This is a genomic window from Streptomyces sp. SCPE 10 (assembly GCF_051980735.1).
In the GTDB taxonomy this organism is placed as follows: Bacteria; Actinomycetota; Actinomycetes; order Streptomycetales; family Streptomycetaceae; genus Streptomyces; species Streptomyces misionensis.
Map to the genome: position 1 here is coordinate 3,156,681 of NZ_CP197069.1, position 23,840 is coordinate 3,180,520.

At 71.5% G+C, this 23,840-nt stretch carries 15 protein-coding genes; 6 read left to right on the plus strand and 9 right to left on the minus strand.

Translation table 11 applies throughout. The features are described 5' to 3' along the window. Positions 1–115: 115 nt before the first annotated feature. Both ACSP97_RS14770 and ACSP97_RS14775 read left to right on the plus strand, forming a co-directional pair. Positions 116–2,311 carry a CDP-glycerol glycerophosphotransferase family protein gene (locus ACSP97_RS14770; RefSeq protein ID WP_358681596.1) on the plus strand — a complete coding sequence of 732 codons (2,196 nt, stop codon included), beginning with the start codon at positions 116–118 and terminating at the stop codon, positions 2,309–2,311. Then, positions 2,308–3,984 (plus strand): glycosyltransferase family 2 protein, encoded by a 1,677-nt coding sequence (locus ACSP97_RS14775; protein ID WP_355153571.1) that lies wholly within the window; start codon positions 2,308–2,310, stop codon positions 3,982–3,984. The genes ACSP97_RS14770 and ACSP97_RS14775 overlap by 4 nt, the downstream gene beginning before the upstream one ends. 197 nt (positions 3,985–4,181) lie before the next feature. Here the strand turns inward: ACSP97_RS14775 and ACSP97_RS14780 are convergent, their stop codons facing one another. After that, positions 4,182–5,696 carry a hypothetical protein gene (locus tag ACSP97_RS14780; RefSeq protein ID WP_440557863.1) on the minus strand — a complete coding sequence of 505 codons (1,515 nt, stop codon included), beginning with the start codon at positions 5,694–5,696 and terminating at the stop codon, positions 4,182–4,184. 197 nt (positions 5,697–5,893) lie between these two features. Next, complete coding sequence (locus ACSP97_RS14785; RefSeq protein WP_355325051.1) at positions 5,894–10,846, minus strand: NAD-glutamate dehydrogenase; 4,953 nt, start codon at positions 10,844–10,846, stop codon at positions 5,894–5,896. A gap of 555 nt (positions 10,847–11,401) precedes the next feature. Between ACSP97_RS14785 and ACSP97_RS14790 the strand changes: the two genes are divergently transcribed. Continuing rightward, complete coding sequence (locus tag ACSP97_RS14790; protein ID WP_440557866.1) at positions 11,402–11,968, plus strand: DJ-1/PfpI family protein; 567 nt, start codon at positions 11,402–11,404, stop codon at positions 11,966–11,968. A gap of 55 nt (positions 11,969–12,023) precedes the next feature. On the opposite strand, the gene ACSP97_RS14795 is transcribed toward ACSP97_RS14790, so the two are convergent. Together ACSP97_RS14795 and ACSP97_RS14800 are read right to left on the minus strand one after the other, a co-directional pair. Continuing rightward, entirely contained in the window at positions 12,024–12,692 is a 669-nt protein-coding gene (locus ACSP97_RS14795) for an HAD family hydrolase (protein WP_355153579.1), read from the minus strand. 57 nt (positions 12,693–12,749) lie between these two features. Continuing rightward, positions 12,750–13,262, minus strand: a complete 513-nt coding sequence (locus ACSP97_RS14800) for a DUF6912 family protein (RefSeq protein ID WP_355153581.1) — start codon at positions 13,260–13,262, stop codon at positions 12,750–12,752. Between the two features lie 303 nt (positions 13,263–13,565). Between ACSP97_RS14800 and ACSP97_RS14805 the strand changes: the two genes are divergently transcribed. After that, positions 13,566–14,066 (plus strand): Rv3235 family protein, encoded by a 501-nt coding sequence (locus tag ACSP97_RS14805; RefSeq protein WP_355153583.1) that lies wholly within the window; start codon positions 13,566–13,568, stop codon positions 14,064–14,066. 75 nt (positions 14,067–14,141) lie between these two features. On the opposite strand, the gene secA is transcribed toward ACSP97_RS14805, so the two are convergent. Then, complete coding sequence (gene secA / locus ACSP97_RS14810; RefSeq protein ID WP_355153585.1) at positions 14,142–16,955, minus strand: preprotein translocase subunit SecA; 2,814 nt, start codon at positions 16,953–16,955, stop codon at positions 14,142–14,144. A 254-nt stretch (positions 16,956–17,209) separates the two neighbouring features. On the opposite strand from secA, the gene ACSP97_RS14815 reads away from it, so the two are divergent. Both ACSP97_RS14815 and ACSP97_RS14820 read left to right on the plus strand, forming a co-directional pair. Next, positions 17,210–17,782 (plus strand): GNAT family N-acetyltransferase, encoded by a 573-nt coding sequence (locus ACSP97_RS14815; protein WP_355532454.1) that lies wholly within the window; start codon positions 17,210–17,212, stop codon positions 17,780–17,782. Positions 17,783–17,830: 48 nt separating this feature from the next. Further along, positions 17,831–19,006 carry a winged helix-turn-helix domain-containing protein gene (locus ACSP97_RS14820; protein WP_358273696.1) on the plus strand — a complete coding sequence of 392 codons (1,176 nt, stop codon included), beginning with the start codon at positions 17,831–17,833 and terminating at the stop codon, positions 19,004–19,006. 27 nt (positions 19,007–19,033) lie between these two features. Here ACSP97_RS14820 and ACSP97_RS14825 read toward each other — a convergent pair whose 3' ends face one another. The 4 genes from ACSP97_RS14825 to ACSP97_RS14840 form a co-directional block, all read right to left on the minus strand. Next, complete coding sequence (locus ACSP97_RS14825; RefSeq protein ID WP_355153591.1) at positions 19,034–19,789, minus strand: response regulator transcription factor; 756 nt, start codon at positions 19,787–19,789, stop codon at positions 19,034–19,036. 204 nt (positions 19,790–19,993) lie between these two features. After that, on the minus strand, positions 19,994–20,686 hold the full coding sequence (gene hpf / locus ACSP97_RS14830; RefSeq protein WP_355153616.1) for a ribosome hibernation-promoting factor, HPF/YfiA family: 693 nt from the start codon (positions 20,684–20,686) through the stop codon (positions 19,994–19,996). Positions 20,687–20,999: 313 nt separating this feature from the next. Then, positions 21,000–21,866 carry a ComF family protein gene (locus ACSP97_RS14835; RefSeq protein ID WP_440557869.1) on the minus strand — a complete coding sequence of 289 codons (867 nt, stop codon included), beginning with the start codon at positions 21,864–21,866 and terminating at the stop codon, positions 21,000–21,002. Positions 21,867–21,992: 126 nt separating this feature from the next. Beyond that, positions 21,993–23,825: an LpqB family beta-propeller domain-containing protein gene (locus ACSP97_RS14840; RefSeq protein ID WP_355532458.1), complete on the minus strand. Its 1,833-nt coding sequence runs from the start codon at positions 23,823–23,825 to the stop codon at positions 21,993–21,995. Between the last annotated feature and the right edge of the window lie 15 nt (positions 23,826–23,840).

A 23,840-nucleotide genomic window follows, 5' to 3' on the forward strand; every position in this document is an offset into this window, starting at 1 on the left:
GCTCTCATCAGCAGGGTCCTCCTCTTACCCCGAACGTGGTCACCCCATTCATCCTCTTAGTGACAGTATGTTATGAAGGGTGACCCTCCACCACGAGCCGAAGGAGTCCTCCGCGATGCCCCAACTCAGCGTCATCGTCTACGGACCCAACGCGCAGGGGCATCTGACGGAGTTGCTCGACACGCTCGAAGCGCATCCGCTGTCCGACGCCGAGATCATCGTCGCCGCGGTCGGCGACTGGGCACGGGAGACCGCCGCGGGCCACGCCCCCGAGACGATCGTCGTGCCGCTTCCGGACGGCACCGGTGACGCCCAGGCCCGGTCCGCCGGCGCCGCCCGCGCCTCCGGCCGCTGGCTGCACTTCGTGCACGCCAAGGACGGCCTGCCCGCCGGCGCGCCCCGGCTGATCGCCGAACGCGCCGCCGAACTGGACGACTCCGTCGACGTCCTCCTGCTCGACCACCTCACCACCACCTGGCAGAGCGCCGCCCGCCCCTCGCGCGACGGCCGCTTCCTCGCCGCCGTGGGCCGCGCCGCCCTGCCCCTGGACGAGGCCGCCGACCTGCTGCGGCTCACCCCGCTGCTCGGCAACCGCGCCCTGCGCCGGGAGTTCTGGCAGGCGCACGAGCAACAGCTCACCACCGACGACGAGCCGCGCGCCGCCCGCGCCGCCCTGCTGCACGCGGGCCGCGTCGCCTGCCTGAACCAAGTGGCTTACGAGAACCGCGAGTTGCGGCCCGAAAGCCTGCCGCCGCTGGCCCCCGAGGACCGCTACGGGCTGATCGAGCGCTACGAGTCGCTGATGCCGCTCGCCAAGGACCGCCGCGCCCCCCGCGTGGTGCTCTACGACCTGATGATGCGCGACCTGGTGCGCACCTTCGCCGGCGAGAACCTGCCCGACGCGGTCGCCCGCGAGTTCTTCCGCCGCGCCTCCCTCGCCGCGGTGCGCTGGCGCCCCGAGCGGTACGAGCGCCCCTCGGGCGTGGAGGGCGTGCGGCACGCGCTGCTGGAGGAGGGCGCGTACACCAAGTACCGCGCGTTCCAGGCCGCCAACCGCACCCGGCGCGCCGCGCGCAAGGCCGTGCGCACCCGCAAGCGCCAGGTCGGCACCAAGCTGCGCGACCAGCAGTACCGCCGCGCCCTGAGCCGGCCCGTCGATCCCCACCTCGCGGTGTTCGCGGCCTACTGGGAGCGCGGGGTGGCCTGCAACCCGGCCGCGATCGCCGCCAAGCTGACCGAACTCGCCCCGCACATCCACCCGGTGTGGGTGGTGTCCAAGGACAACACGGCCCTGCTGCCGCCCGGCACCGACCACGTGGTCCCCGGCACCCGCCGCTACTGGGAGGTACTGGCCACCGCCAAGTACCTCGTCAACAACGTCAACTTCCCCAACGCGGTGGTCAAGCGGCCCGACGCGATCCACCTCCAGACCCACCACGGCACCCCGCTCAAGCGCATGGGCCTGGACCAGATCGAGCACCCGGCCGCCGCCAAGGGCCTGGACTTCGCCGCGCTGCTGGCCCGCATCGACCGCTGGGACTACAGCGTCAGCGCCAACAGCCACTCCACCCGGATGTGGGAGCGCGCCTACCCGGCCCGCTACACCTCGCTGGACTACGGCTACCCGCGCAACGACGTCTTCTACACCAGCGACGCCGCCGCGGTGCGCGCCGCCCGCGAACGGCTCGGCATCGCGCCCGGCAAGACGGCCGTGCTCTACGCCCCCACCCACCGCGACTACGAGGCCGGCTTCACCCCGCGCCTGGACCTCGCCGAACTCGCCGACCGGCTCGGCGAGGACACGGTCCTGCTGGTGCGCGCCCACTACTTCTACGGCGGCGCCACCTCCCCGCTGACCGGTCTGCGCCGCTCCGGCCGGATCATCGACGTCTCCTCCTACGACCCCGTCGAGGAGCTGTGCCTGGCCGCCGACGCGCTGGTCACGGACTACTCGTCGATCATGTTCGACTACGCCAACCTGGACCGCCCGATCGTCGTCTACGCCGACGACTGGGAGACCTACCGCACCACCCGCGGCGTCTACTTCGACCTGATGACCGAGCACCCCGGGCAGGTCGCCCGCACCCAGGAGGAGCTGACGGAGATCTTCCGCTCCGGCGCCTGGCGCGACGACCGCGCGGCCAAGGCCCGGACCGCCTTCCGGCGCCGGTTCTGCGAGTACGACGACGGCCGCGCCGCCGAGCGGGTCGTACGGCGGGTGTTCCTCGGCGAGCCGGAGGAGGCACTGCCACCGGTGCTGCCGATCGAGGACCGCACCCCCGCCCCGACCCCCGAGGAGGCCACGGCATGACGACCCAGGCCACGACCCCCGACGTCACGGTCACCGTCATCGTCTACAACGACGCGGCCCGCCTGCCCCGGGCGGTCGCCTCGCTGCGCGCGCAGACGCACGCCAACATCGAGATCATCATCAGCGACGACCACTCCACCGACGACACGCCGACCGTGGCGCGCCGTCTGGAGGCCGAGGACCCCCGCGTCCGCTACCTGCGGCTGCCGGAGAACAGCGGCGGGTGCAGCGCGCCGCGCAACCGGGCCATCGAGATCGCCCGCGCGCCGTATCTGATGTTCCTCGACAGCGACGACGAACTCCCGCCCAACGCCGTGGAGTTGCTGCTGGCCGCGCACCGCGAACGCGAGGTCGACTTCACCATGGGCGCGGTGCGCCGGGTCCGCGTGGACAACGGCCGCCGTACCACGTGGATGCCGCACCTGGTCGCCGAGCACCGCACGATCGAGGGCATCGAGGCGGACCCGCGGCTGTTCTTCGAGCACCTGTCGACCAGCAAGATGTATGCGCGTGCCTTCCTGGACCGGCACGACCTGCGCTTCCCCGAGGGCATCCACTACGAGGACCAGCTGTTCTCGGCGCAGGCGTACTGCCTGGCCAAGGCGTTCACGATCATCCCGGACCCGGTGTACGTCTGGTACATCGACCCGTACGCGGCGGCCGCCTCGGCGTCCATCTCCAACCAGCGGCACAAGGTCACCAACGTCCGTGACCGGGTGCACGTCCAGCGGCTCATCGACGACTTCCTGGTGGAGAGCGGGCACGCGGGGCTGCGGGAGGACAAGGACTACAAGTTCCTCAAGCACGACTTCCGGATGTACGCGGGCGACCTGCCCTACCGGGACGACGAGTGGCTGGCCGCCTTCGCGGACATCATGAACCCGTACCTGGACACCCTGGCCCCCGGCGCCTACACCCGGCTGCCCCGCCCCGAGCGGATCGTCCTCGAACTGCTGCGCTCGGGCCGTCTCGCCGACGTCCGGACGGCGGCGCGCGGGCTCGGCCAGGAGGTGGCGCCGCGCCGGGTCACCTCGGACGCGGCGGGCGTGCCGTACTGGGGCGACAGCGTCCCGGACACGGACCGGGGCCGCCGCGAACTGGCCGTGGCCGACCTGGAGTTGGACACGCGCCCGTTCCCGACGGCGCAGTTCCGGCACGAGATCACCGAACTGACCCGCGGCGCCGGGGCCTCGCTCACGCTGGCCATCCGCACGTACGATCCCGGGCTGCGGCTCCCCGTGGGGCCCCAGCGGGCCGGTCTGATCCTCTCCCCCGGCGGGCGCCGGATGACGGTGCCCTTCCGGCTGGACCCGGTCAGCCCCGGCGTCTTCGAGGGCACCGTCCGGCTGGACCTCGCCGCCGCGCAGCTCCCCCTCCAGGGCTTCGAGGGCATCCGCCACCCCCTGGTCCGGCTGAACCAGCAGGGCCTGTGGAACTCCGGTGTCCTGCTGGCCCCGCTGGACTTCCCCGCGGCCACGGCCCGCGTCGACTACCGCTCCGGTGCGACGCCACACGAGGTCACGGTGGAGCCGGAGGGCCGCAACCCCGGCCGTCTCCAGCTGCGCTGGCGCCCGGTGGGCGCGACGGCCACGGTGATCCGGCCGGTCCTGCGCAAGATCGCCCGCCCCAGGGTCCGCAAGGCGGCGAAGCTGGTGGCGAGCGTTCTGAAGTAGCGCCGGGCGCGCGACAGCGCCATGGCACCGCGGCCCCGTGGACATCCACGGGGCCGCGGTGTTTCATGCCGGTCGCGGTGTTTCAGGCCGGCCATGGTGCTTCAGGCCGGCCATGGTGCTTCAGGCCGGCCATGGTGCTTCAGGCCGGCCATGGTGCTTCAGGCCGGCCATGGTGCTTCAGGCCGGCCGTGGGCGGCTCAGCGCTCGACCCGGTACAGGACCTGGTTCGCCGGGCCCGTGGTCACCTTCCGCAGGCCCGGCCCGGCCAGACCGGCCGGCCCGACGACCCACCGCACGCCGTACTCGCGCAGGATCCCCTGCCGCTGCGCCGGGGTCGTCCCGTCCGCGAAGAACCGGTCCACCGCGGCCGACCGCCGCGCGGCGTCCGGCAGGAACACATCGGGATAGCCCGGCGCGACGGTGTACGCCCCGTACGCCGGGATCTGCCGCGCCGGATACGTCCGCGCCATCACCACGTCCCCGTACCGCACCCACGGCGTGATCCAGTGGTATCCCACCCAGGGCGCCTGGTACTTGGCCGCCAGCACGGACGGCAGCGCTCCCTTGCCGGTCGCGTACCCGAGCGTCCCGGCCTGCGCCCACGCCCCGACCGCCAGCGCGACGCCCAGCAGACACGCCCACCCGGTCCGCACCGCCCGGCGGCCGACCGTCACCACCTCCAGGGCCGCGGCCAGCTGCGCCGGGATCAGCGCGGCGGGCATGGCCCGGCCCCAGCTGTAGTGCCCGGTCAGCCCGCCCGCCGCGAACACCAGCGCGCCGAGCACGAAGAACAGCACGAGGGCGTCCCACCGGTCCCGCCTGAAGCGCAGCGCCAGCGCCGCAACTCCCAGCAGCACCAGCCCGAACCGGGTGCCCAGGTGCTCGTACAGCGGCTTGTGGATGGCCTCCAGGTCGGACCCGGCGGAGAACAGCGAGAAGAAGTCGTAGTACGGCCACAGCCACAGCAGCACCGCTCCGAGGAGCAGCCCGCCGCCGAGCCGCAGCCACACCGCCCGGCCGGGCCGCGCGGAGACCACCATGGCCAGCGCGCCGAGCGTGGCGACGACGCCCGTGAACTGGTGGCACAGCAGGACCAGCGCCCACAGCACGCCCAGCCCCAGCCAGCGCGCCCAGGAGGCCTCGGCCCGCAGGGCGCGGGTGAGCCAGGCCCAGAAGTGGAAGGTGAGCCCCAGCGCGAACACGCTCGGGTAGGCGATGGTCAGCGCGAGGGAGTGCAGGCCGACGAAGCCGCTCCAGTTGAGGACCGCCGTCCCCCACAGCAGCACCAGGCTGAGCAGGGCCAGCGCCGGCGCCGCCCGGTGCGCGCTGAGCGTGCGCACGTACCGCCACACGCCGGTGACCAGCAGGGTGAGGCCGACCAGCGCGGCGGCGCGCAACACCACGAACACCGACAGGCCGGTCACCTTGGCGAGCGCGCCGAGCACCAGCATCCACGGCGAGTAGTACGGGCTCGGCGTGTCCGCGTCGACCAGCGGGTTGCCGGGGTGCAGCAGGTCGTGGCTCAGCCGCTGCACGGTGGCCGCGTGCATGCCCAGGTCGCCGATCCACGGCAGCCGGACGATCACCAGGAGCAGCAGCACCAGGACCAGCACGGCGGCGGCCTGGGGCAGCGCCCGGGCCGCCCGTGCGGTGCCGTTCGGCGGCGTGCTTCGGCTCACGTGCTCTTCGAGGTCAGACGGCGCTGCGTGCATCCTGCTGGAACACCCGTATGCGATAGACGAAAAATGAAAGCCCAGGGAATTGACTCTCCCAGCGCAGACCCTATCCGAATCACACCGATTAGCAGGAAACAGTAAATCGGCAGATCGTTTTGGTACAAAGGTCGGCAAGAAAGGGAACGCCCCGGTCCGATGGTCCATCGGCCCGGGGCGTTCCCGTCGTCCCGCGGTTACGAGTGCGTGCGCAGCAGCGTCCGCATCGTCCGCATCGCCACCGACAGGTTGGCGAGGTCGAAGGAGTCCGAGCTGCGGATCTCCTCCAGGGTGGTGCGCGCCCGGCTCAGGATGGGAGCGTTGCGCTGCTCCCACTCACCGAAGCGCTGCTCCGGCGTGGAGGTGCCGTTGCCCGCCGTCAGCACGTCCGCGGTGAGCGCCGCGTGGGCCGCGTACAGGTCCTCGCGGATGGAGGCGCGGGCCATGGACTGCCAGCGGTCGTTGCGCGGCAGCTCGATGATGCGGTCCATCAGCTGGCTGATGCCGAGGCGGTCGGCGAGGTCGTAGTAGACCTCGGCGACGTCCAGCGGCTCCTTGCCCATCCGGTCGGCCACCGAGACGATGTCGAGCGCCGGGAAGGCGGAGGAGAACCCGGCCACGCGGGTGGCCAGTTCGTCCGGGACGCCGGCCGCGGACAGCTCGTCGTACACGTGCTGGTACCACTCCAGGTCCGCGCCGCGCACCAGCTTGGGCAGCTGCTGCCAGACCTGCTCGACGCGCTCGGCGAAGAACTCCACCGTCTCGCCGAGCTGGATCGGCTGCGGGCGGTTGTTGAGCAGCCAGCGGGTGCCGCGCTCGACCAGGCGGCGCGAGTGCAGCCGGATCCGGGTCTGCACGTCCGCGTCGACCCGGTTGTCCAGGGCCTCCACCGCGTCCCACACCGGGGCCGAGCAGAAGATCGCGCGGGCCGCGGTCTGGGCGCGGACGATCTCCTCCAGGGAGGCGCCGGTCTCCTCGCGCAGCCGGTGCAGATACGTCGTACCGCCCGTGTTGACCGTGTCGTTGACCAGCACCGTGGTGGTGATCTCGCGGCGCAGCGGGTGGTTGTCGACGGCCTCCGCGAACCGCTCGCGCAGCGCGGTCGGGAAGTACGCGTGCAGCAGGGTGCGCAGGTACGGGTCGTCCGGCAGCGAGGTGTGCAGCAGTTCCTCGGCGACCGTGATCTTCGTGTACGCCAGCACCACGGCTGTCTCCGGGCCGGTCAGGCCCTGGCCCTGGGCGAGGCGCTCGCGGATCTGGCGGTCGGTCGGCAGGAACTCCAGGGCCCGGTCCAGGTGGCCCTCGCGCACCAGGTGGCGGATGAACCGCTGCTGGGCGTGGAGCATGTCCTTGGCCTGGAACAGCGCGTTGGCGAGCGCGGTGTTCTGCGCGTAGTTGTTGCGCAGGACCAGCGCGCCGACCTCGTCGGTCATCTCGGCGAGCAGCTTGTTGCGCTGCTTGACGGTCATGTCGCCGTCCGCGACCAGCCCGTTGAGCAGGATCTTGATGTTCACCTCGTGGTCGGAGGTGTCCACACCGGCGCTGTTGTCGATCGCGTCGGTGTTGATCTTCCCGCCCTGCGTGGCGAACTCGATCCGGCCGAGCTGGGTCAGCCCCAGGTTGCCGCCCTCGCCGACGACCTTGACCCGCAGGTCGGCGCCGTCGACGCGGATGGCGTCGTTGGCCTTGTCGCCGACGTCCGCGTTGGACTCCGCGGAGGACTTCACATAGGTGCCGATGCCGCCGTTCCACAGCAGGTCGACCGGCGCCTTGAGGATCGTCTTCATCAGGTCGGCCGGGGTCATCTTGGCGACCTTGTCCTCGATGCCGAGGGCCTCGCGGATGTGCGCGTTGAGCTGGATCGACTTGGCGCTGCGCGGGAAGATCCCGCCGCCCGCCGACAGCAGCTCCTTGTTGTAGTCCGCCCAGCTGGAACGGGGCAGCTCGAACAGGCGGCGGCGCTCGGCGTAGGAGGTCTCCGCGTCCGGGTTCGGGTCGATGAAGATGTGCCGGTGGTCGAAGGCGGCGACCAGGCGGATGTGCTCGGACAGCAGCATGCCGTTGCCGAACACGTCACCGGACATGTCGCCGATGCCGACGACCGTGAAGTCCTCGGACTGGGTGTCCACGCCCAGCTCGCGGAAGTGCCGCTTGACGGACTCCCACGCGCCGCGCGCGGTGATGCCCATGCCCTTGTGGTCGTAGCCCGCCGAGCCGCCGGAGGCGAACGCGTCGCCCAGCCAGAAGTTGTACTTCTCGGCGACCCCGTTGGCGATGTCGGAGAAGGTGGCGGTGCCCTTGTCGGCCGCGACGACCAGGTAGGTGTCGTCGCCGTCGTGCCGGACCACGTCCTTGGGCGGGACGACCTCGCCGCCGACCATGTTGTCGGTGATGTCCAGCAGCGCCGAGATGAACGTCTTGTAGCTGGCGACGCCCTCGGCCAGCCACGCGTCGCGGTCCTTGGCCGGGTCCGGCAGCTGCTTGGCGACGAAGCCGCCCTTGGCGCCCACCGGCACGATGACGGTGTTCTTCACCATCTGCGCCTTGACCAGGCCCAGGATCTCGGTGCGGAAGTCCTCGCGCCGGTCGGACCAGCGCAGACCACCGCGCGCGACCTTGCCGAAGCGCAGGTGCACGCCCTCGACGCGCGGCGAGTACACCCAGATCTCGAACGCCGGGCGCGGCGCGGGCAGGTCCGGGATGGCCTGCGGGTCGAACTTCATCGACACGTAGTCGTGCGGGCTGCCGTCGGCGCGCCGCTGGAAGAAGTTGGTGCGCAGGGTCGCCTTGATGACGGTCAGGAAGGAGCGCAGGATGCGGTCCTCGTCCAGGCTCGCCACCTGGTCCAGCGCCGCGTCCAGCTCCTCCAGCAGCGCGTCCGTCAGCTCCAGGCCGGCCCCCTGCCGCTCCGGCGACATCCGCGCCTCGAAGAGGGAGACCAGCAGGCGGGTGGTGTGGACGTTGTTGCGGAGGGTGTCCTCCATGTAGTCCTGCGAGAAGGTCGAACCGGCCTGGCGCAGGTACTTGGCGTAGGCGCGCAGCACCATGGCCTCGCGCCAGTTCAGCCCGGCGCTGAGCACGAGGGCGTTGAAGCCGTCGTTCTCCGCGCGGCCGGTCCAGGTGGCGGCGAACGCCTCCTGGAAGCGCTCGCGGCCGTCGTCGCCCAACAGGTCGCCGCCCGCGCCGCCGAGCGTGGGGATGCGCAGACCGAAGTCGTAGATCCAGGCCGTGGTGCGGTCCGCGCAGCGCAGCTCGTACGGCCGCTCGTCGACGACCTCGACGCCGATGCGCTGGAGCACCGGCAGCACCGCGGACAGCGAGACGGACTCGCCGGTGCGGTAGATCTTGAAGCGGCGCTCGTCGGGGGCGGCGCCCACCGGCTCGTACAGGCTCAGCGCGAAGTCGGCGCCCTTCTCGCGGGTGAGCCGCTCCAGGTGCACCAGGTCGGCGACGGCCGCGCGGGGGCTGTGGTCGGCCTTGTAGCCCTCGGGGAAGGCGTTGGTGTAGCGGCGCAGCAGCTCGGCGGCGCGCTCCTCGCCGCACTCGGCGTTGAGCGCCTCGGCGAACCCGTCCGCCCAGGAGCGGGCGGCCTCGACCAGGCGGGCCTCGATGCGCTCCTTGTCGGCGTCGGACAGCTCGGGCAGCTCGGTGCCCTGCGGGACGCGCACGACGAAGTGCAGCCGGGACAGGATCGACTCGGTGTTCCAGGCGGTGAAGTCGACGCTGGTGCCGCCCAGCTCCTCCTTCAGGATGTCGATGATCCGCAGGCGCACGCCGGTGGTGTAGCGGTCGCGCGGCAGGTAGACGAGGGCCGAGTAGTAGCGGCCGTACTCGTCCTGGCGCAGGTAGAGCCGCAGTCGGCGCCGCTCCTGGAGGTAGAGCACGCTGGTGGCGATGGACTGGAGCTCGGCGGTCGGCGTCTGGAACAGCTCGTCGCGCGGGTAGGTCTCCAGGATCTGGAGCAGGTCGCGGCCGTCGTGGCTGTTGGGCGAGAACCCGGCGCGCTCCAGCACCTCGGCCACCTTGCGGCGGATGACGGGCACCCGGCGCACCGACTCGGTGTACGCGGCCGAGGAGAACAGGCCGAGGAAGCGCCGCTCGCCGACGACGTTGCCGTCCTTGTCGAACTTCTTGACGCCGATGTAGTCCAGGTACGACGGCCGGTGCACGGTGGCCCGGCTGTTCGCCTTGGTCAGCACCAGCAGCTTGTGCTCGCGGGCCTTGGCGCGGGCGTCGGCCGGCAGCCGCTCGAAGGACGGGCTGACCGGGTGCTGGTCGTCCTCCGCGTGCTGCGGGTCGGAGCGCAGGATGCCGAGACCGGTGCCGGGCACCGCGGCCAGGATGTCGTCACCGCGCAGCTCGTACTCGCGGTAGCCCAGGAAGGTGAAGTGGTCGGAGGAGAGCCAGCGCAGCAGCTCACGGGCCTCCTCGACCTCCGGCTGGGGCATGTCGGCGGGGACCGGCTCGGTCTCCAGCTCGCCGGCGATCCGGGTCGCCGCCTCGCGCATCTTCTCCCAGTCCTCGACGGCCTCCCGGACGTCGGACAGCACGCGCAGCAGGTCGGCGGCGATCTGCTTGAGGTCGGCGCGGTCGGTCTCCCGGTCGATCTCGACGTGGATCCAGGACTCGACGTGCGCGTCGTGCGGCAGGTCACCGGCGGAGGTGGGCGGGGTCGGCAGGACCTCCAGCAGCTTGCCGGTGAGGTCGCGGCGGACCACGAACTGGGGGTGGATCACGACATGGATGCCGCGTCCGCCGCGCGTCAGCTCGTTGGTGACGGAGTCGACCAGGAACGGCATGTCGTCGGTCACGACCTCGACGACCGTGTGGCTGCACGTCCAGCCGTTCTCCTCGACCGTCGGGGTGTGCACCCGGACGTTCGCGGTGCCCTGGGGGCGGTTCTCGGCGAGACGGTAGTGCGAGACCGCGGCGCCGAAGGCGTCGACCGGGTCGCGGTCGGCGAGGTCTTCCGGTGCCGTGTGCAGGTAGTAGCGCTGGAGGAACGCGAGGGTGGACTCGCCGTCCGGGGTGTCCGGGGCTCCCTCCCCCGTCGACCCGGTCGGTAGGTGCCCCCCGACCGGGCTGTTCTCAGCTACCCGGGCGGCCCTCTCGAGCAGCTCGGCCTTGGCTTCGTCCAGCTTGGTCTGCATTGTCCTCTGGCTCCTGTCGCGCGCCGTTGCGTGACGTAGAAGGAAGTACTGGCTCTTCCCCTGCGGCTCGACGCCACGGCCCGGGGTTTCCGGTCCGTTCCGACGCTATGCCGCGAGGTGAGATGAGCGGGGGGTATTCGGCCATTTCCGACACGACCGCCGGGTGTGACGCTGCTCTCGGCGCCGTCGCCGTCCGAGCCGTCCTCGGCGTCCGGAGGGCATCCGCGCCCCCGCACCGCCCGCGAAGACCAGCGACCGCCGCCCGGTCACGGAGATGCTCCGTGCAACCCGGGCGCAGGGCGGGAGCCGGATCGGCCCCGCGAGCTATCGCGCTGATCACGCCACAAGGCTATCGCTCCTCACCCGGGAACCGTCATGAGCCGTATGTGTACAAAACAGGGGGTCGAAGTTTGACGTTCTGCACAGCGTCCAGCGCCACCCGGGTGACGTAACCGGAATCAGCCGGTCGAGGTGCGGGACGGGGTAGCGTCCGGCCGCCGCGCGCCGCACCCTGGGTACGACCAGGAGCCTGTCCCTGTCCGGAGGAGCGCCGACATGCCTGCGAAGATCCTCATCGTCACCGGTGACGCAGCGGAGTCCCTGGAAGTCCTCTACCCCTACCAGCGGCTGCGCGAGGAGGGCTACGGCGTCGACATCGCGGCCCCCTCCCGCAAGACGCTCCGCTTCGTCGTGCACGACTTCGAGCCCGGCTACGACACCTACACCGAGAAGCCCGGCTACACCTGGCCGGCCGACCTGTCCTTCGCCGAGGTGGACCCCGGGGAGTACGTCGCGCTGGTCATCCCCGGCGGGCGGGCCCCCGAGTACCTGCGCAACGATCCCGAACTGCGCAAGATCCTGAAGGCCTTCTTCGACGCGGACAAGCCGGTCGCCCAGATCTGCCACGGCCCGCTGCTCACCGCCGCGATCGACACCCTGCGCGGCCGGCGCGTCACGGCCTACCCGGCGCTGGAACCCGATATGCAGGCGGCCGGCGCGAGCTTCCAGGACGCGGAGACGGTGACCGACGGCACACTGGTCTCGGCGCGGGCCTGGCCGGATCACCCCGGCTGGATGCGGGAGTTCATCAAGGTGCTGCGGGCCAAGGCCCCGGTCAACTGAGGGGCCGGCGCAGGGCACCGGGGACCGGGCGCACGGGCCGTCGCCGAGCCCCCGGTCAGGCGGCTATGCGCTGCGCCACCTCGACCGCCTCCGCCAGCGTGTCCACCACGGGCACGCCGACCTCCTCCAGGCTGGCTCTGCTGTGCGAGCCCCCGGTGTACAGCACGGCCCCGGCGCCGACGTGCCGTGCCGCGACCGCGTCGTCCGCCGCGTCTCCGATCACCACCGTCCGCGCCGGGTCCACCGCCCCCGCCAGCCGGGACAGATGGCGCACCATGTGCTCCGCCTTGCTCCCGCCGGACGGGCCGGTGCGCCCGTCCACCCGGACGAAGTGCTCCTCGATCCCGAACCCCCGCACGAGCGGCACCAGTTCCTCGTGCCCGTACATGCTCAGCAGCGACTGGCTGTGGCCCGCCGACCGCCACCCCAGCAGCAGCTCCGCCGCGCCGTCGGTCAGCGCGCACCGCGCCCGCCGCTCCGTGTAGCACCGGTGGAAGACGCCGTCCATCAGCTCCCACTCGGACTCGGTCGGCAGCCGCCCCATCAGCCGCTCGTAGAACTTCGGCACGGGCACGCAGTACAGCGCCCGGTACTGCTCCAGCGTGATCGGCGCCAGCCCCAGTTCCGCGAACGCGGCGTTGGTCGCCCCGATGATCGCCTCGTTGTCGTGGAAGAGCGTGCCGTTCCAGTCCCAGACGATGTGCGCGCTTGCCTGCTTCCCCATGCCCAAGACCGTACCCGGCCCCACTGACAATCCGGCCGGAACGCCCGTTTCGCCTGGTCAGCGCCGTCCGACGAGGTTGGGGATCTCCTGCGTGGCGAACCACAGCAGCTCGTGGTCGTCGGCGCCGTCCACCACGAACTGGGCGTCGTCGTCCCCGTCGTCCGCCGCCGCCAGTGCCTCCGCCGCCGCGGTCACGTCCTGTTCCGCGTCGTCGGCGTCGACGTGGACCGCCGCCGCCTTGGCGAGCGGCACGGTCACGTTCACGGTCACCTCGCCCAGCGCGGCCGGGTCGAGCCCGCGGTCCGGGTCGACGGTGGCGGCACCGTCGGCGACGTCCACGGCCACCACGACCCGGCGCCGGGGCGCGTCGGCGTCGGCCGCGAGGAGCCGCAGGGAGGCCAGCGCGGCCCGGCCGAGCGCGGCGTACTCCAGTTCCTCGATGTCGTCGGAGAGGTACCACTCGCGCAGCGCGGGCGTGACGGCGTACGCGAGGAAGGGGCCGGCCCCGAGCTCACCCGTCCGGTGCGCCTCGGCGAGGCCGGGGAGGGTCAGGGGGACGTAGACGCGCATGCTGGCCGCTCTTTCCTGGTCATGGGCTCCCCCGCCGTCCGGAGGGCCTTCAGGATACGTGCGGCTGTCCCCTTTCGGGTCCCTGCCCGCACCCCGCGAACGTCAACCCCACAGGCCGTTCTTCACCCGGTGCACCCGCTTGTTCCCGGGCCTCGGACCCTTGTCCATCCCCCTGACCGGTGACCTTCCCCGCCCCCTCGCCACCGGGGCCCGCCTCCTTGCCGCGCGCTCCCCGGCCCCGTACAAGAGCCCCACCAACTGGTTACCGCCCGGTATCCCCGGGCCCGCCGAACGGGGACCCCCATGAACAAGGTCATGAGCCGCACCCCTCACCCGCGTCCGCGCCCCCGCCACCGCCCGCCGACCCGCCACGACACCCGCCGGCCCGCCGGCGCCCCGCCCCGCACCCCCGCGAGGCGCGCCTCGCCCCCGCAGCCGCCCCGCCCGGCCCCGGGTGAGGCCGCCGGACGGTCTCGCCCCACCGATGTCTTCGCGGACCGTCTGCTGGCCGTCCTGAGCGGTCAGCGTCCCGTGCACTGGATGCTCCGCCACACGGCCGGCCGCGCCTACGACGACCTGGCCGGCCTCGCCGCCCGCCGCCCGCTGCGCGCCCGCGGCACCCGCCCGGTCGTCCGGGACATCGGCTACTACGTCGCCGGCGAGGGCGCCCTGGAGGTCTTCGCCCGCATCGCCGCCGGCGACCAGCTCCGTGCCCTGGCCTTCCGGCTGGAGCTGGGCCAGGACCTGCGCTGGCGCTGCACCGCCGTGGAGACCGGGCCCCGCGCCCGGACGGCCGCCTCCTAGGGCCTTTCCCGCCCGCCACGGCACGCGAAAGGGCCGGGTCCCCGAGGAACCCGGCCCTTGTTCAGGCGGTACGCGTCACTTCTTGCGACGCCGCCCGCCCTTCGCCTGCTTACGGCGCTCCGCCCGGGTCAGCCCGTCCGACGCCGAGCGCACCGGGCCGTCGTCCTCCAGGTCCCGCTCGACGATGCCGCCCTCGCCGTCCACCGTGGGCGCGGAGAAGTGCAGGTCCCGGCGCTGGGGGACGTCGAGCCCCTTCGCGCGGATCTCGGGACGGCCCGCGCCCGCCTGCGCAGGCACCGCGTCCTGGACGCCCTCGCCGACCGGCTCGGCCTCCTCGACCGGCACCTCCTCGACCTGCTGCTCGACCTGGACCTCCAGGTTGAACAGGTAGCCGACGGACTCCTCCTTGATGCCCTCCATCATCGCGGTGAACATGTCGAAGCCCTCGCGCTGGTACTCGACCAGCGGGTCCTTCTGCGCCATCGCGCGCAGGCCGATGCCCTCCTGGAGGTAGTCCATCTCGTAGAGGTGCTCACGCCACTTGCGGTCGAGGACCGACAGCACGACCCGCCGCTCCAGCTCGCGCATGATCTCGGAGCCGAGCTGCGCCTCGCGGGCCTCGTACTGCTCGTGGATGTCCTCCTTGATGGACTCCGAGATGAACTCGGCGGTCAGACCCGCCCGGTCACCGGCCGCGTCCTCCAGCTCCTCGATGGTGACCTTCACCGGGTAGAGCTGCTTGAAGGCGCCCCACAGCCGGTCCAGGTCCCAGTCCTCGGGGAAGCCCTCGGCGGTCTCCGCGGCGACGTACGCGTCGATGGTGTCGTCCATGAAGTGCTGGATCTGCTCGTGCAGGTCCTCGCCCTCCAGCACGCGCCGGCGCTCGCCGTAGATGACCTCGCGCTGCCGGTTGAGCACCTCGTCGTACTTCAGGACGTTCTTGCGGGTCTCGAAGTTCTGCTGCTCGACCTGCGACTGCGCGGAGGCGATCGCGCGGGTGACCATCTTGTTCTCGATCGGCACGTCGTCCGGCACGTTCGCCATGGACATCACGCGCTCGACCATCTGGGCCTTGAACAGGCGCATCAGGTCGTCGCCGAGGGAGAGGTAGAAGCGGGACTCGCCGGGGTCGCCCTGACGGCCGGAACGACCGCGCAGCTGGTTGTCGATGCGCCGCGACTCGTGCCGCTCGGTGCCGAGGACGTAGAGGCCGCCGAGCGCCTCGACCTCCTCCTTCTCCGCCTTGACGGCCTGCTCGGCCTTCTCCAGGGCGGCGGGCAGGGCCGCGGCCCACTCCTCGATGTGCTCCTCGGGGTCGAGGCCGCGCTGGCGCAGCTCCGCCTCGGCGAGGTCCTCGGGGTTGCCGCCGAGCTTGATGTCCGTACCACGGCCGGCCATGTTGGTGGCGACCGTCACGGCGCCCTTGCGGCCGGCCTGGGCGACGATCGACGCCTCACGCTCGTGGTGCTTGGCGTTCAGCACCTCGTGCTGGATGCCGCGCTTGCTGAGCTGCTGCGAGAGGTACTCGGACTTCTCGACGGAGGTGGTGCCGACGAGGATCGGCTGGCCCTTCTCGTGCTTCTCGGCGATGTCGTCGACGACCGCCTCGAACTTGGCCACCTCGGTGCGGTAGATGAGGTCGGACTGGTCCTTGCGGATCATCGGCTTGTTGGTCGGGATGGGGACCACGCCGAGCTTGTAGATCTGGTGGAACTCGGCGGCCTCGGTCATCGCCGTACCGGTCATGCCGGAGAGCTTCTTGTAGAGGCGGAAGAAGTTCTGGAGGGTGATGGTGGCGAGCGTCTGGTTCTCGTCCTTGATCTCCACCCCTTCCTTCGCCTCGATCGCCTGGTGCATGCCCTCGTTGTAGCGGCGGCCCGCGAGGATACGGCCGGTGTGCTCGTCGACGATCATGACCTCGCCGTCGATGACGACGTAGTCCTTGTCCTTCTTGAACAGTTCCTTCGCCTTGATGGCGTTGTTCAGGTAGCCGACGAGCGGGGTGTTCACCGACTCGTAGAGGTTGTCGATGCCCAGCCAGTCCTCGACCTTGCTGACACCGGACTCGTGGATCGCGACCGTGCGCTTCTTCTCGTCGACGTCGTAGTCGCCGGTCTCCTCGACGCCCTTGAGCGGGTTGCCCGCCTCGCCCTTCTTCAGGCGCAGGACCAGCTTGGCGAAGTCGCCGTACCACTTGGTGGCCTGGTCGGCCGGGCCGGAGATGATCAGCGGGGTACGCGCCTCGTCCACCAGGATGGAGTCGACCTCGTCCACGATGGCGAAGTTGTGGCCGCGCTGCACCAGCTCGTCCTTCGACCACGCCATGTTGTCGCGCAGGTAGTCGAAGCCGAACTCGTTGTTCGTGCCGTAGGTGATGTCGCAGTTGTACTGCTCGCGGCGCTGGGCCGGCGTCATGTTGGCGAGGATGACGCCGACGTCGAGGCCCAGGAACTTGTGGACGCGGCCCATCATCTCGGAGTCGCGCTCGGCCAGGTAGTCGTTGACCGTGACGATGTGCACGCCGTCGCCGGACAGCGCGTTCAAGTACGCGGGCAGGGTGCCGACGAGCGTCTTGCCCTCACCGGTCTTCATCTCGGCCACGTAGCCGAGGTGCAGCGCTGCGCCGCCCATCAGCTGCACGTCGTAGTGACGCTGGCCCAGGACGCGCTTGGCGGCCTCGCGGACGGTGGCGAACGCCTCGGGGAGCAGGTCGTCCAGGCTCTCACCGTCGGCGTACCGCTGCTTGTACTCATCGGTGAGGGCCCGCAGCTCGGCGTCGGAGAGGTCGACGAAGTCCTCTTCGATGGAGTTGACCTGGTCCGCGATGCGGTGCAGCTTGCGCAGGATCTTGCCTTCGCCTGCACGCATGATCTTCGAGAGGACGGACACGGGGGCTGGTCTCCTTGCCGGTCGGGCCTGGGACGGTCGGTTTTCCATGTGACGTACTGAGCAACGGCCATCGTATGCGAGGACCCGGCCGCGCCGGGAGGGCCTGGCGTCCCGGCCACTGCTTCATCCGGGACAACGGACGGGGTATCCGGATAGTGCCGCATCCGCGCAGGGAATTGTGCGAAATGTGATCGCGTGCTCACGGATCGCGGAAATCGATGGTCCTGGCGGGACGAGACGAGCAGAATCGGCCGATGGAACCCGTCACGCTCACCACCGGCCGGCTGCGGCTGCGCGCCGTCGGCCCCGAGGACACCGAGGCGGTGTTCGAGGCCGCCCAGGACGCCGAGATCCAGCGCTGGACCACGATCCCCTCCCCGTATCTGCCGGAACACGCCCGCGGCTTCACGCACGAGATGGTCCCGGACGGCTGGGCCCTGGACTCGATGTTCACCTTCGGGATCTTCCTCGCCGGCGGGGAGCTGGCCGGCATGCTCAGCCTCACGATGCACGCGCCGGGCACCGCGGAGATCGGCTTCTGGGCCACCAAGGAGCACCGCGGCCACGGCTATGTCACGGAGGCCGCGCTCACCGCCTGCCGCTGGATCTTCACCGACCGGGGCGTCGACCGCGTCGAGTGGCGCGCCGAGGTCGGCAACCACGCCTCGCGCGCGGTGGCCGAGCGCGCCGGCTTCACCCTGGAGGGCACCCTGCGCTCCGCGATCGGCAACAAGGGGGTGCGGCGGGACTGCTGGGTCGGCTCCCTGCTCCCCTCGGACCTCGGCCTGCCGTCCACCGCCCCGTACCTGCCGAGCCCGGGGAGATGACCGGGGTCCGGCGCGCGTTGTCAGTGCGGGCGTCTATCGTCCGCAGACATGACGACCCTGCCGCGCCCGACCACGACGCTCACCGCGGACGACGCCCGCCGCATGGCCCTGCGGGCCCAGGGACTGCTCGGCGCGCCCGACCGGCGCGCCGGGGTCCGGGGGGTGCTGCGCCATCTCGGCGCGGTCCAGCTCGACACCATCTCCGTCCTGGCGCGCTCCCATGAACTCGTGCCGTACGCCCGCCTCGGCGCGGTCGGCCGCAAGACGGTCGAGAACGCCTACTGGAAGGACGTGCACGCTTTCGAGTACTGGTCGCACGCGGCCTGCGTGCTGCCCATCGAGGAGTGGCCGCACTTCGCCTTCCGCCGCCGCGCCTACCGCAACCGCCCGCACTGGAACCACGAACTCCCCGACGGCGCCTACGAACAGGTCGTCAAGCAGCTGCGCGTCGAAGGCCCGCTGACCGCGACCGAGCTGGGCGGCGCCAAGCGCACCAGCGAGTGGTGGGACTGGTCCGGCACCAAGGTCGCGGTGGAACGGGCGCTGATGTACGGCGAGGTGGTGTGCGTCGAGCGGCGCGGCTGGAAGCGGGTGTACGACCTCGCCGAACGCGCCGTCCCCGGGGAACTGCTGCACGACGAGCTGGACGACGCCGAGTGCCTGCGCCGCCTGGTCCGGCTGGCCGGTGAGTCCCTGGGCGTGGGCACCCGCGCGGACATCGCCGACTACCACCGGCTCAAGGGCGAGCAGGTGGACGCGGTGATCGCGGACTCGGGTCTGGTGCCGGTCGAGGTCGAGGGCTGGGGGAAGCCCGCCTGGGCGGACCCGGCGGCCCTGGCGGCACCGCCGCGCGGCCGCCACCGCACCACCCTGCTGTCCCCGTTCGACTCGCTGATCTGGGAACGGGCGCGCACGGAGCGCATCTTCGGCTTCACCCACCGCCTGGAGGCGTACGTCCCCAAGCCCAAGCGGGTGTACGGCTATTTCGCGATGCCGGTGCTGGCGGGCGGCCGGCTGGTCGGGCGTGTCGACCCGGCCCGGGAGGGCCGCACCCTGGTCGCCCGGCAGGTCACCCTGGACGGGCCCAAGGCGGTCCCGGCGGTCGCCCAGGCCCTGGTCGAGGCCGCGACCTGGGTGGACTGCACCGATGTCCGGGTGGAGCGGGTGGACCCGCCCGCCCTGCGCGGTCCACTGGCCGCGGAGCTCGCGCGCACCGTCGGGTGAGGCGGCGGTGCGGGGCGGGTTCCGCGGTCAGCGGATCTCCAGGATCTTCTCCCTCATCGCGTAGACCACGGCCTCCATCCGGGAGTGCAGCTGAAGCTTCTCCAGGATGTTGCGGACGTGGTTCTTCACCGTGTTCTCGGAGATGAACAACTCCTTGGCGATATCCCGGTTGTTCATGCCGGTGGCGACGAGTTTGAGGACTTCCAGCTCACGGTCCGTCAACCGGGGCGCCGGCACCAGCCGGCGCTCGTCGGTGCGCTGGATCATCGACTTGAACTCGGTGAGGAGTTTCGACGCCATGGACGGGCTGATCTGCGACTGCCCGTCGGCGACCGCGCGAATGGCGGTGGCCACTTCGTCGGTGGAGATCTCCTTGAGCAGATATCCGGTGGCACCCGCCTTGATCGCGTCGTAGAGGTCGGCCTCCTCGTCGCTGATCGTCAGCATGATGATCTTCGCGCTGGGGGCGACCTCCTTGATGGAGGTGCACGCCTCGATCCCGCCGCGCCGGGGCATCCGGACGTCCATCAGCACGATGTCCGGCAGCAGATCGGCCGCCTTGTCCACGGCCTCGGCGCCGTCCCCCGCCTCGCCGACGACCTGGATGTCCTCCTCGGCCGCGAGCACGATCTCCAGTCCGCGCCGGAACAGGGCGTGGTCGTCCACCACCAGGACTCTGATCGGTTCCGCGCGTGGCGGGCCCCCGTCGGGGGCCGTGCCGAGTACACCGTCGTCGGTGTCGTCGGCCCCCTCGCTCCGCATCGGTCCGAAGGTGTCCGCCATCGTTCCTCCCCCTGAAGGCTGTGGCCTGTGTGGTCCCGTGCCATCGCCAACCCAAGGCAGCGGCCCACCGGTTGGGCCCTTGCGGCCATGATTTCATGCCGGGACGGCACCGAGGCGCCGTGCGCGGCGTGAACCGGTCGCACACTGGTGCCCCGGGGGCGCACGCGCGCTCCAGGGGCACCGGTTCGGCTTCGGCCCGGGCGGTCAGCCGCCCAGCGTGCCCCCTGCCGCGGGGGGCTGCGCCTCGGCGACCATCGGGTCGGTGCTGAGATGGATCACGCCGTAGTCGTAGGCGTGGCGCCGGTAGACGACGCTCGGCTCCTTCGTCTCGGAGTCGACGAACAAGTAGAAGTCGTGGCCGACCAGTTCCATCTCGTAGAGGGCCTGGTCCAGGCTCATCGGGGAGGCGACGTGGGTCTTCTCGCGGACGATCAGGGGCCCTTCACCCTTGACCTCCAGCGAGCCGATCTTCTTGGTCGGCACTCCGTCCGTCTCTTCCTCCCCCACGGGGAGGCCGTTTCCGTTCAGCGTCGCCACACCAGGGACGTGGTCGGGAACCTCTGCCGCCGAGATCCGGCGTGCGCCACGGCGCGAGAACCGCTTGTCGTGCTGCTTGCGCAGCCGTGCCTCCAGCTTCTCCGCCGCCAGGTCGAGTGCCGCGTACGGATCGCTGGCCGCCGCCTCCGCCCGGATCACCGGGCCACGGGAGCGGAGCGTGATCTCCACTCGGTCGCAGCGGTCGGCCTGTCGGGGGTTGGGCTCCTTGGACACCTCGACGTCGAGGCTGATCACCTTGCCGTCGAGCTTCTGGATCTTCTCCAGCTTCAGCTTGTCGGCCACGTGCTTGCGGAACCGCTCGGGCACCTCGGTCTTGCGGCCCTTGACGACGATGTCCACGCAGAACTCCGTTCCCGGATCGCTCCGCTGCTTCGGCGGAGCATCTCCCTTTCGCACCAGGTCCGGTGAGCACCGGACCTCGGACTCGGTGACGTCCACCTCCTCCTCCCCCATGGGCGGGATCTCCAGCCCACCGGCGCGGGTGAATTGCGGAAAACCCGCGGCGCGGCATTCGGATATGAGAGGCGTGGCCTGCGCCTTTCCTCACAACCGAACATATCTCGCCCGGACGGATGTCGTCACCCTCTACCGCGGTGTACCTCCGTTCAGGTGCAATGACCCTCTCGATACCTGCAACGATGCCGGTCCGCAGTCAGTTCCCGGCTATTTCGAAGGTGTCCCGCGGAGCGGCGATCACGGCCGCATACGAGGGCGCGCCAAGGGCGTTCACCGCCGCGTTTTTCACTGCACCGTGCACCCACTTCCCCTTCTCCGGTCGCGTTCCGGTCTGTCGTTCTTCCCTTCCTTCCCGAGTTGCGTTCTCGTACACGGGCCTTGTGGGCCCATTTCCCCTCTCGCGGCACAGGACGGTGCCCTCGCGCAGGGCCCGCGCCGCCTCCGCGAGCGTGGCGCCGGTGGTCACGAGGTCGTCGACCAGCACCACCCGGCCGCCGCCGAGCAGCCGCTCACCGCCCTTGGCGATCTCCAGCGCGCCCGCGAGGTTCGCCAGACGCCGCGGTGCGTCCAGCCCCGCCTGGTCCGCCACGGGTCTGCGCTGGCGCAGCACCGCCGCCACCCGGGCCGGGGTCCCGGTGCGCCGCAACTCGCCGGCCGCCGCGAGCGCCATCCGCCGCACCGGATCGTGCCCCCGCGCCCGCACGGCCCACCGCGCGGAGGGCACCGGCACGAGTACCACGGTCCCGGGCACCCCGAACGCCCCGGCCGGACCGCCGAGGCCCGCCCGCACGGCCCCCGCCAGCGCCGCGCCCAGCGCTCCGGTGAGCGTCAGCGCGCCCCGCTCCTTGTGCGCGAGGAGGAGTGCCCGCACCGCCTCCGCGTACGGCGCCGACGCGTACACCGCCGGCAGCCCGGGCGGCTTCGGCAGCGGCCGCACCCGCCGGGGCGCGCCCCCGGCCAGCGCGGTCCGGCACCGCGGGCAGAGCGTCGTACGAGGTGCCCCGCAGCCCGCGCAGTCGGTCGGCAGCACCAGGTCGGTGAGGTCCTGCCACCACCCGCGCATGGCCACCACTGTGCCAAGGCCCGAGCGGGCCCACCACCCCTGTGGACAACGGCCTGTGGACAACCCGCGGGAACCGGCGCGGGCGGCGCTGACCTGCGCAAACCCCCACAGGGACAGTCCCGGCGCTCAGCCGGGATAGACCGGTGCCATCCCGTCCTTGTCGACCTTCTGCCACTGCGCCCCGCTCGGCAGCCGGACGATCCCGTCGTCCGAGTAGGCCACCAGCGGCACCCGGTCGTCCTCGGACGCGGTGATCGCCTTCACCCCGGGCAGCGCGCCGGGCGCGGGACCGTCCAGGGTGGCGCCGTCGACCTGCACGTACCGCATCTGCTGCACGCCGCCCTGCTCCTGGCCGACCACCAGCAGTCTGCTGTCCCCGGCCCACGTCATGGCGCTGACCTGCTCCAAGTCGGGCGCCGCGGAACGGAGTTCGACCACCGAGGGGCCCTCGCCGGTTCGGTCGTCGCGCTCGATCCGGCCGATCAGCAGCGACTGCTTGCCGTCCTTCTCCACGACCAGCGCGATCCGCACGCCGTCGGCGGCCACCCGCACGTCCTTGATGTCCCCGGGCAGATCCGGCACGGCGACCTTCTCCGCCTTGGCGGCACCGTGCGCCACGACGTACAGCGCGGGGGCGCCGCGGTCGCGGTCGCCCACCCACAGGTCGCCGCGGGCGTCCCAGCTCGGGGTGGTCAGCCGCTCGTCGGGGGTCGCGCCCCTGCTGGTGACCAGCGCGGTGCCCAGCGTGCCGTCCGAATTCAGCGGCGTGACGTGCAGCGACGCGCCGTCGTCGTCGACCGCGGCCACGCTGTGCTCGTCCCGCGACACCGCCACCGACTGGAGCGTCCGGTCGCCCTCGCCGAGCACGCCCGGCACCGGCACGGAACCGGTGCCGGTGCTCCCGGTCGGCATGCGCACCAGCCGGCGCTTGCCGTCGACGTAGTACAGGTATTCGGGCCGCTTCGCCGACCCGTGCCAGGCGGCGGACTCGGCGCGCTCCTCGGTGAGGTCGCACAGCCGGTGGCCGCCGATCCCCTGGAGTTCGACCGACTCCAGGGTCGGCGCCAGGTTCCGCAGGGTGAACAGCACCTGGGTCGCCATCTCGGTGCACTTGGCCGCGGAGACCTGGGACTCCTTGAGGTTCAGGGGCACCGTCAGCCGGTTCTGGTCGTCCGGCGCCAGCCCGGACACGCCCTTCTGCAGGGCCGTACCGGTCGGGAAGCTGGAGCGGACCACCGGACCGAGCCAGCTGGTCGGTCCCTTCAGCAGGGACCCGACGATCTGCGTCATCGGGTCGACCTTGCTGCGCACGAACACGGGATCGGCGACCGCGACCGGTTCGCCGGCCTCCCCGACGGACGTGCCGGAGGCGAAGTAGTACTTGTCGACGGACGTGTAGTTGCGCTGGAAGTCCGACTTGCCCATGACCACGCCGTCGGGCAGCTCGTCGATGCGCCACTGCCCGGTCTTGGCGTCCCGCACGAGGTGCACCTTCCTGCGGTAGGTGCCGCCGGCGGGCTGGTACGCCTGCCGGGCGTCGACCGTGGCCACCCGGCTGCCGGTGAGCACACAGGTGATGCTGTTGGTCACCTCCCGGTTGCCCGCGCGGCAGTCGGTCTCGATGCTCGGCCCGTTCGCGAGGACCGTGGCCGACCGCTCCGGCCGCCAGGTGCGCGCGGCGTCCGTCGTCAGGTACTTGCGCGCCGTGTCGTACGCGGGATCGTCGCTGGTCAGTGCCTCCAGGAAGCCCTGCATGATCTCGCCGGGGGTGGCGTCGTCGGCCGGTGGCATGGCGAACACGCGCACTCCGGTGTCCTGCCGGGGCGTGGACTCCACGTCCCGCAGATCACCGCTGTCGGGCATCGAGGCGCACCCGGCCAGCAGAACGACCCCCAAGGCGGTGTACGCCGCCGCGCGCCATGGCCGCCGCCGGGCGCCCCCCTCGCGGTCAGCGCCCACGAAATGCCTCCCCTG

Bases quoted from the DNA above. Each gene is read 5' to 3' on its own strand.
- ACSP97_RS14815 (WP_355532454.1), top strand. From the start codon at position 17,210: ATGGAACCCGTCACGCTCACCACCGGCCGGCTGCGGCTGCGCGCCGTC.
- ACSP97_RS14820 (WP_358273696.1), top strand. From the start codon at position 17,831: ATGACGACCCTGCCGCGCCCGACCACGACGCTCACCGCGGACGACGCC.
- ACSP97_RS14770 (WP_358681596.1), top strand. From the start codon at position 116: ATGCCCCAACTCAGCGTCATCGTCTACGGACCCAACGCGCAGGGGCAT.
- ACSP97_RS14790 (WP_440557866.1), top strand. From the start codon at position 11,402: ATGCCTGCGAAGATCCTCATCGTCACCGGTGACGCAGCGGAGTCCCTG.
- ACSP97_RS14775 (WP_355153571.1), top strand. From the start codon at position 2,308: ATGACGACCCAGGCCACGACCCCCGACGTCACGGTCACCGTCATCGTC.
- ACSP97_RS14785 (WP_355325051.1), bottom strand. From the start codon at position 10,846: ATGCAGACCAAGCTGGACGAAGCCAAGGCCGAGCTGCTCGAGAGGGCC.
- ACSP97_RS14805 (WP_355153583.1), top strand. From the start codon at position 13,566: ATGAACAAGGTCATGAGCCGCACCCCTCACCCGCGTCCGCGCCCCCGC.
- ACSP97_RS14835 (WP_440557869.1), bottom strand. From the start codon at position 21,866: ATGCGCGGGTGGTGGCAGGACCTCACCGACCTGGTGCTGCCGACCGAC.
- ACSP97_RS14825 (WP_355153591.1), bottom strand. From the start codon at position 19,789: ATGGCGGACACCTTCGGACCGATGCGGAGCGAGGGGGCCGACGACACC.
- ACSP97_RS14795 (WP_355153579.1), bottom strand. From the start codon at position 12,692: ATGGGGAAGCAGGCAAGCGCGCACATCGTCTGGGACTGGAACGGCACG.
- ACSP97_RS14780 (WP_440557863.1), bottom strand. From the start codon at position 5,696: ATGCACGCAGCGCCGTCTGACCTCGAAGAGCACGTGAGCCGAAGCACG.
- ACSP97_RS14800 (WP_355153581.1), bottom strand. From the start codon at position 13,262: ATGCGCGTCTACGTCCCCCTGACCCTCCCCGGCCTCGCCGAGGCGCAC.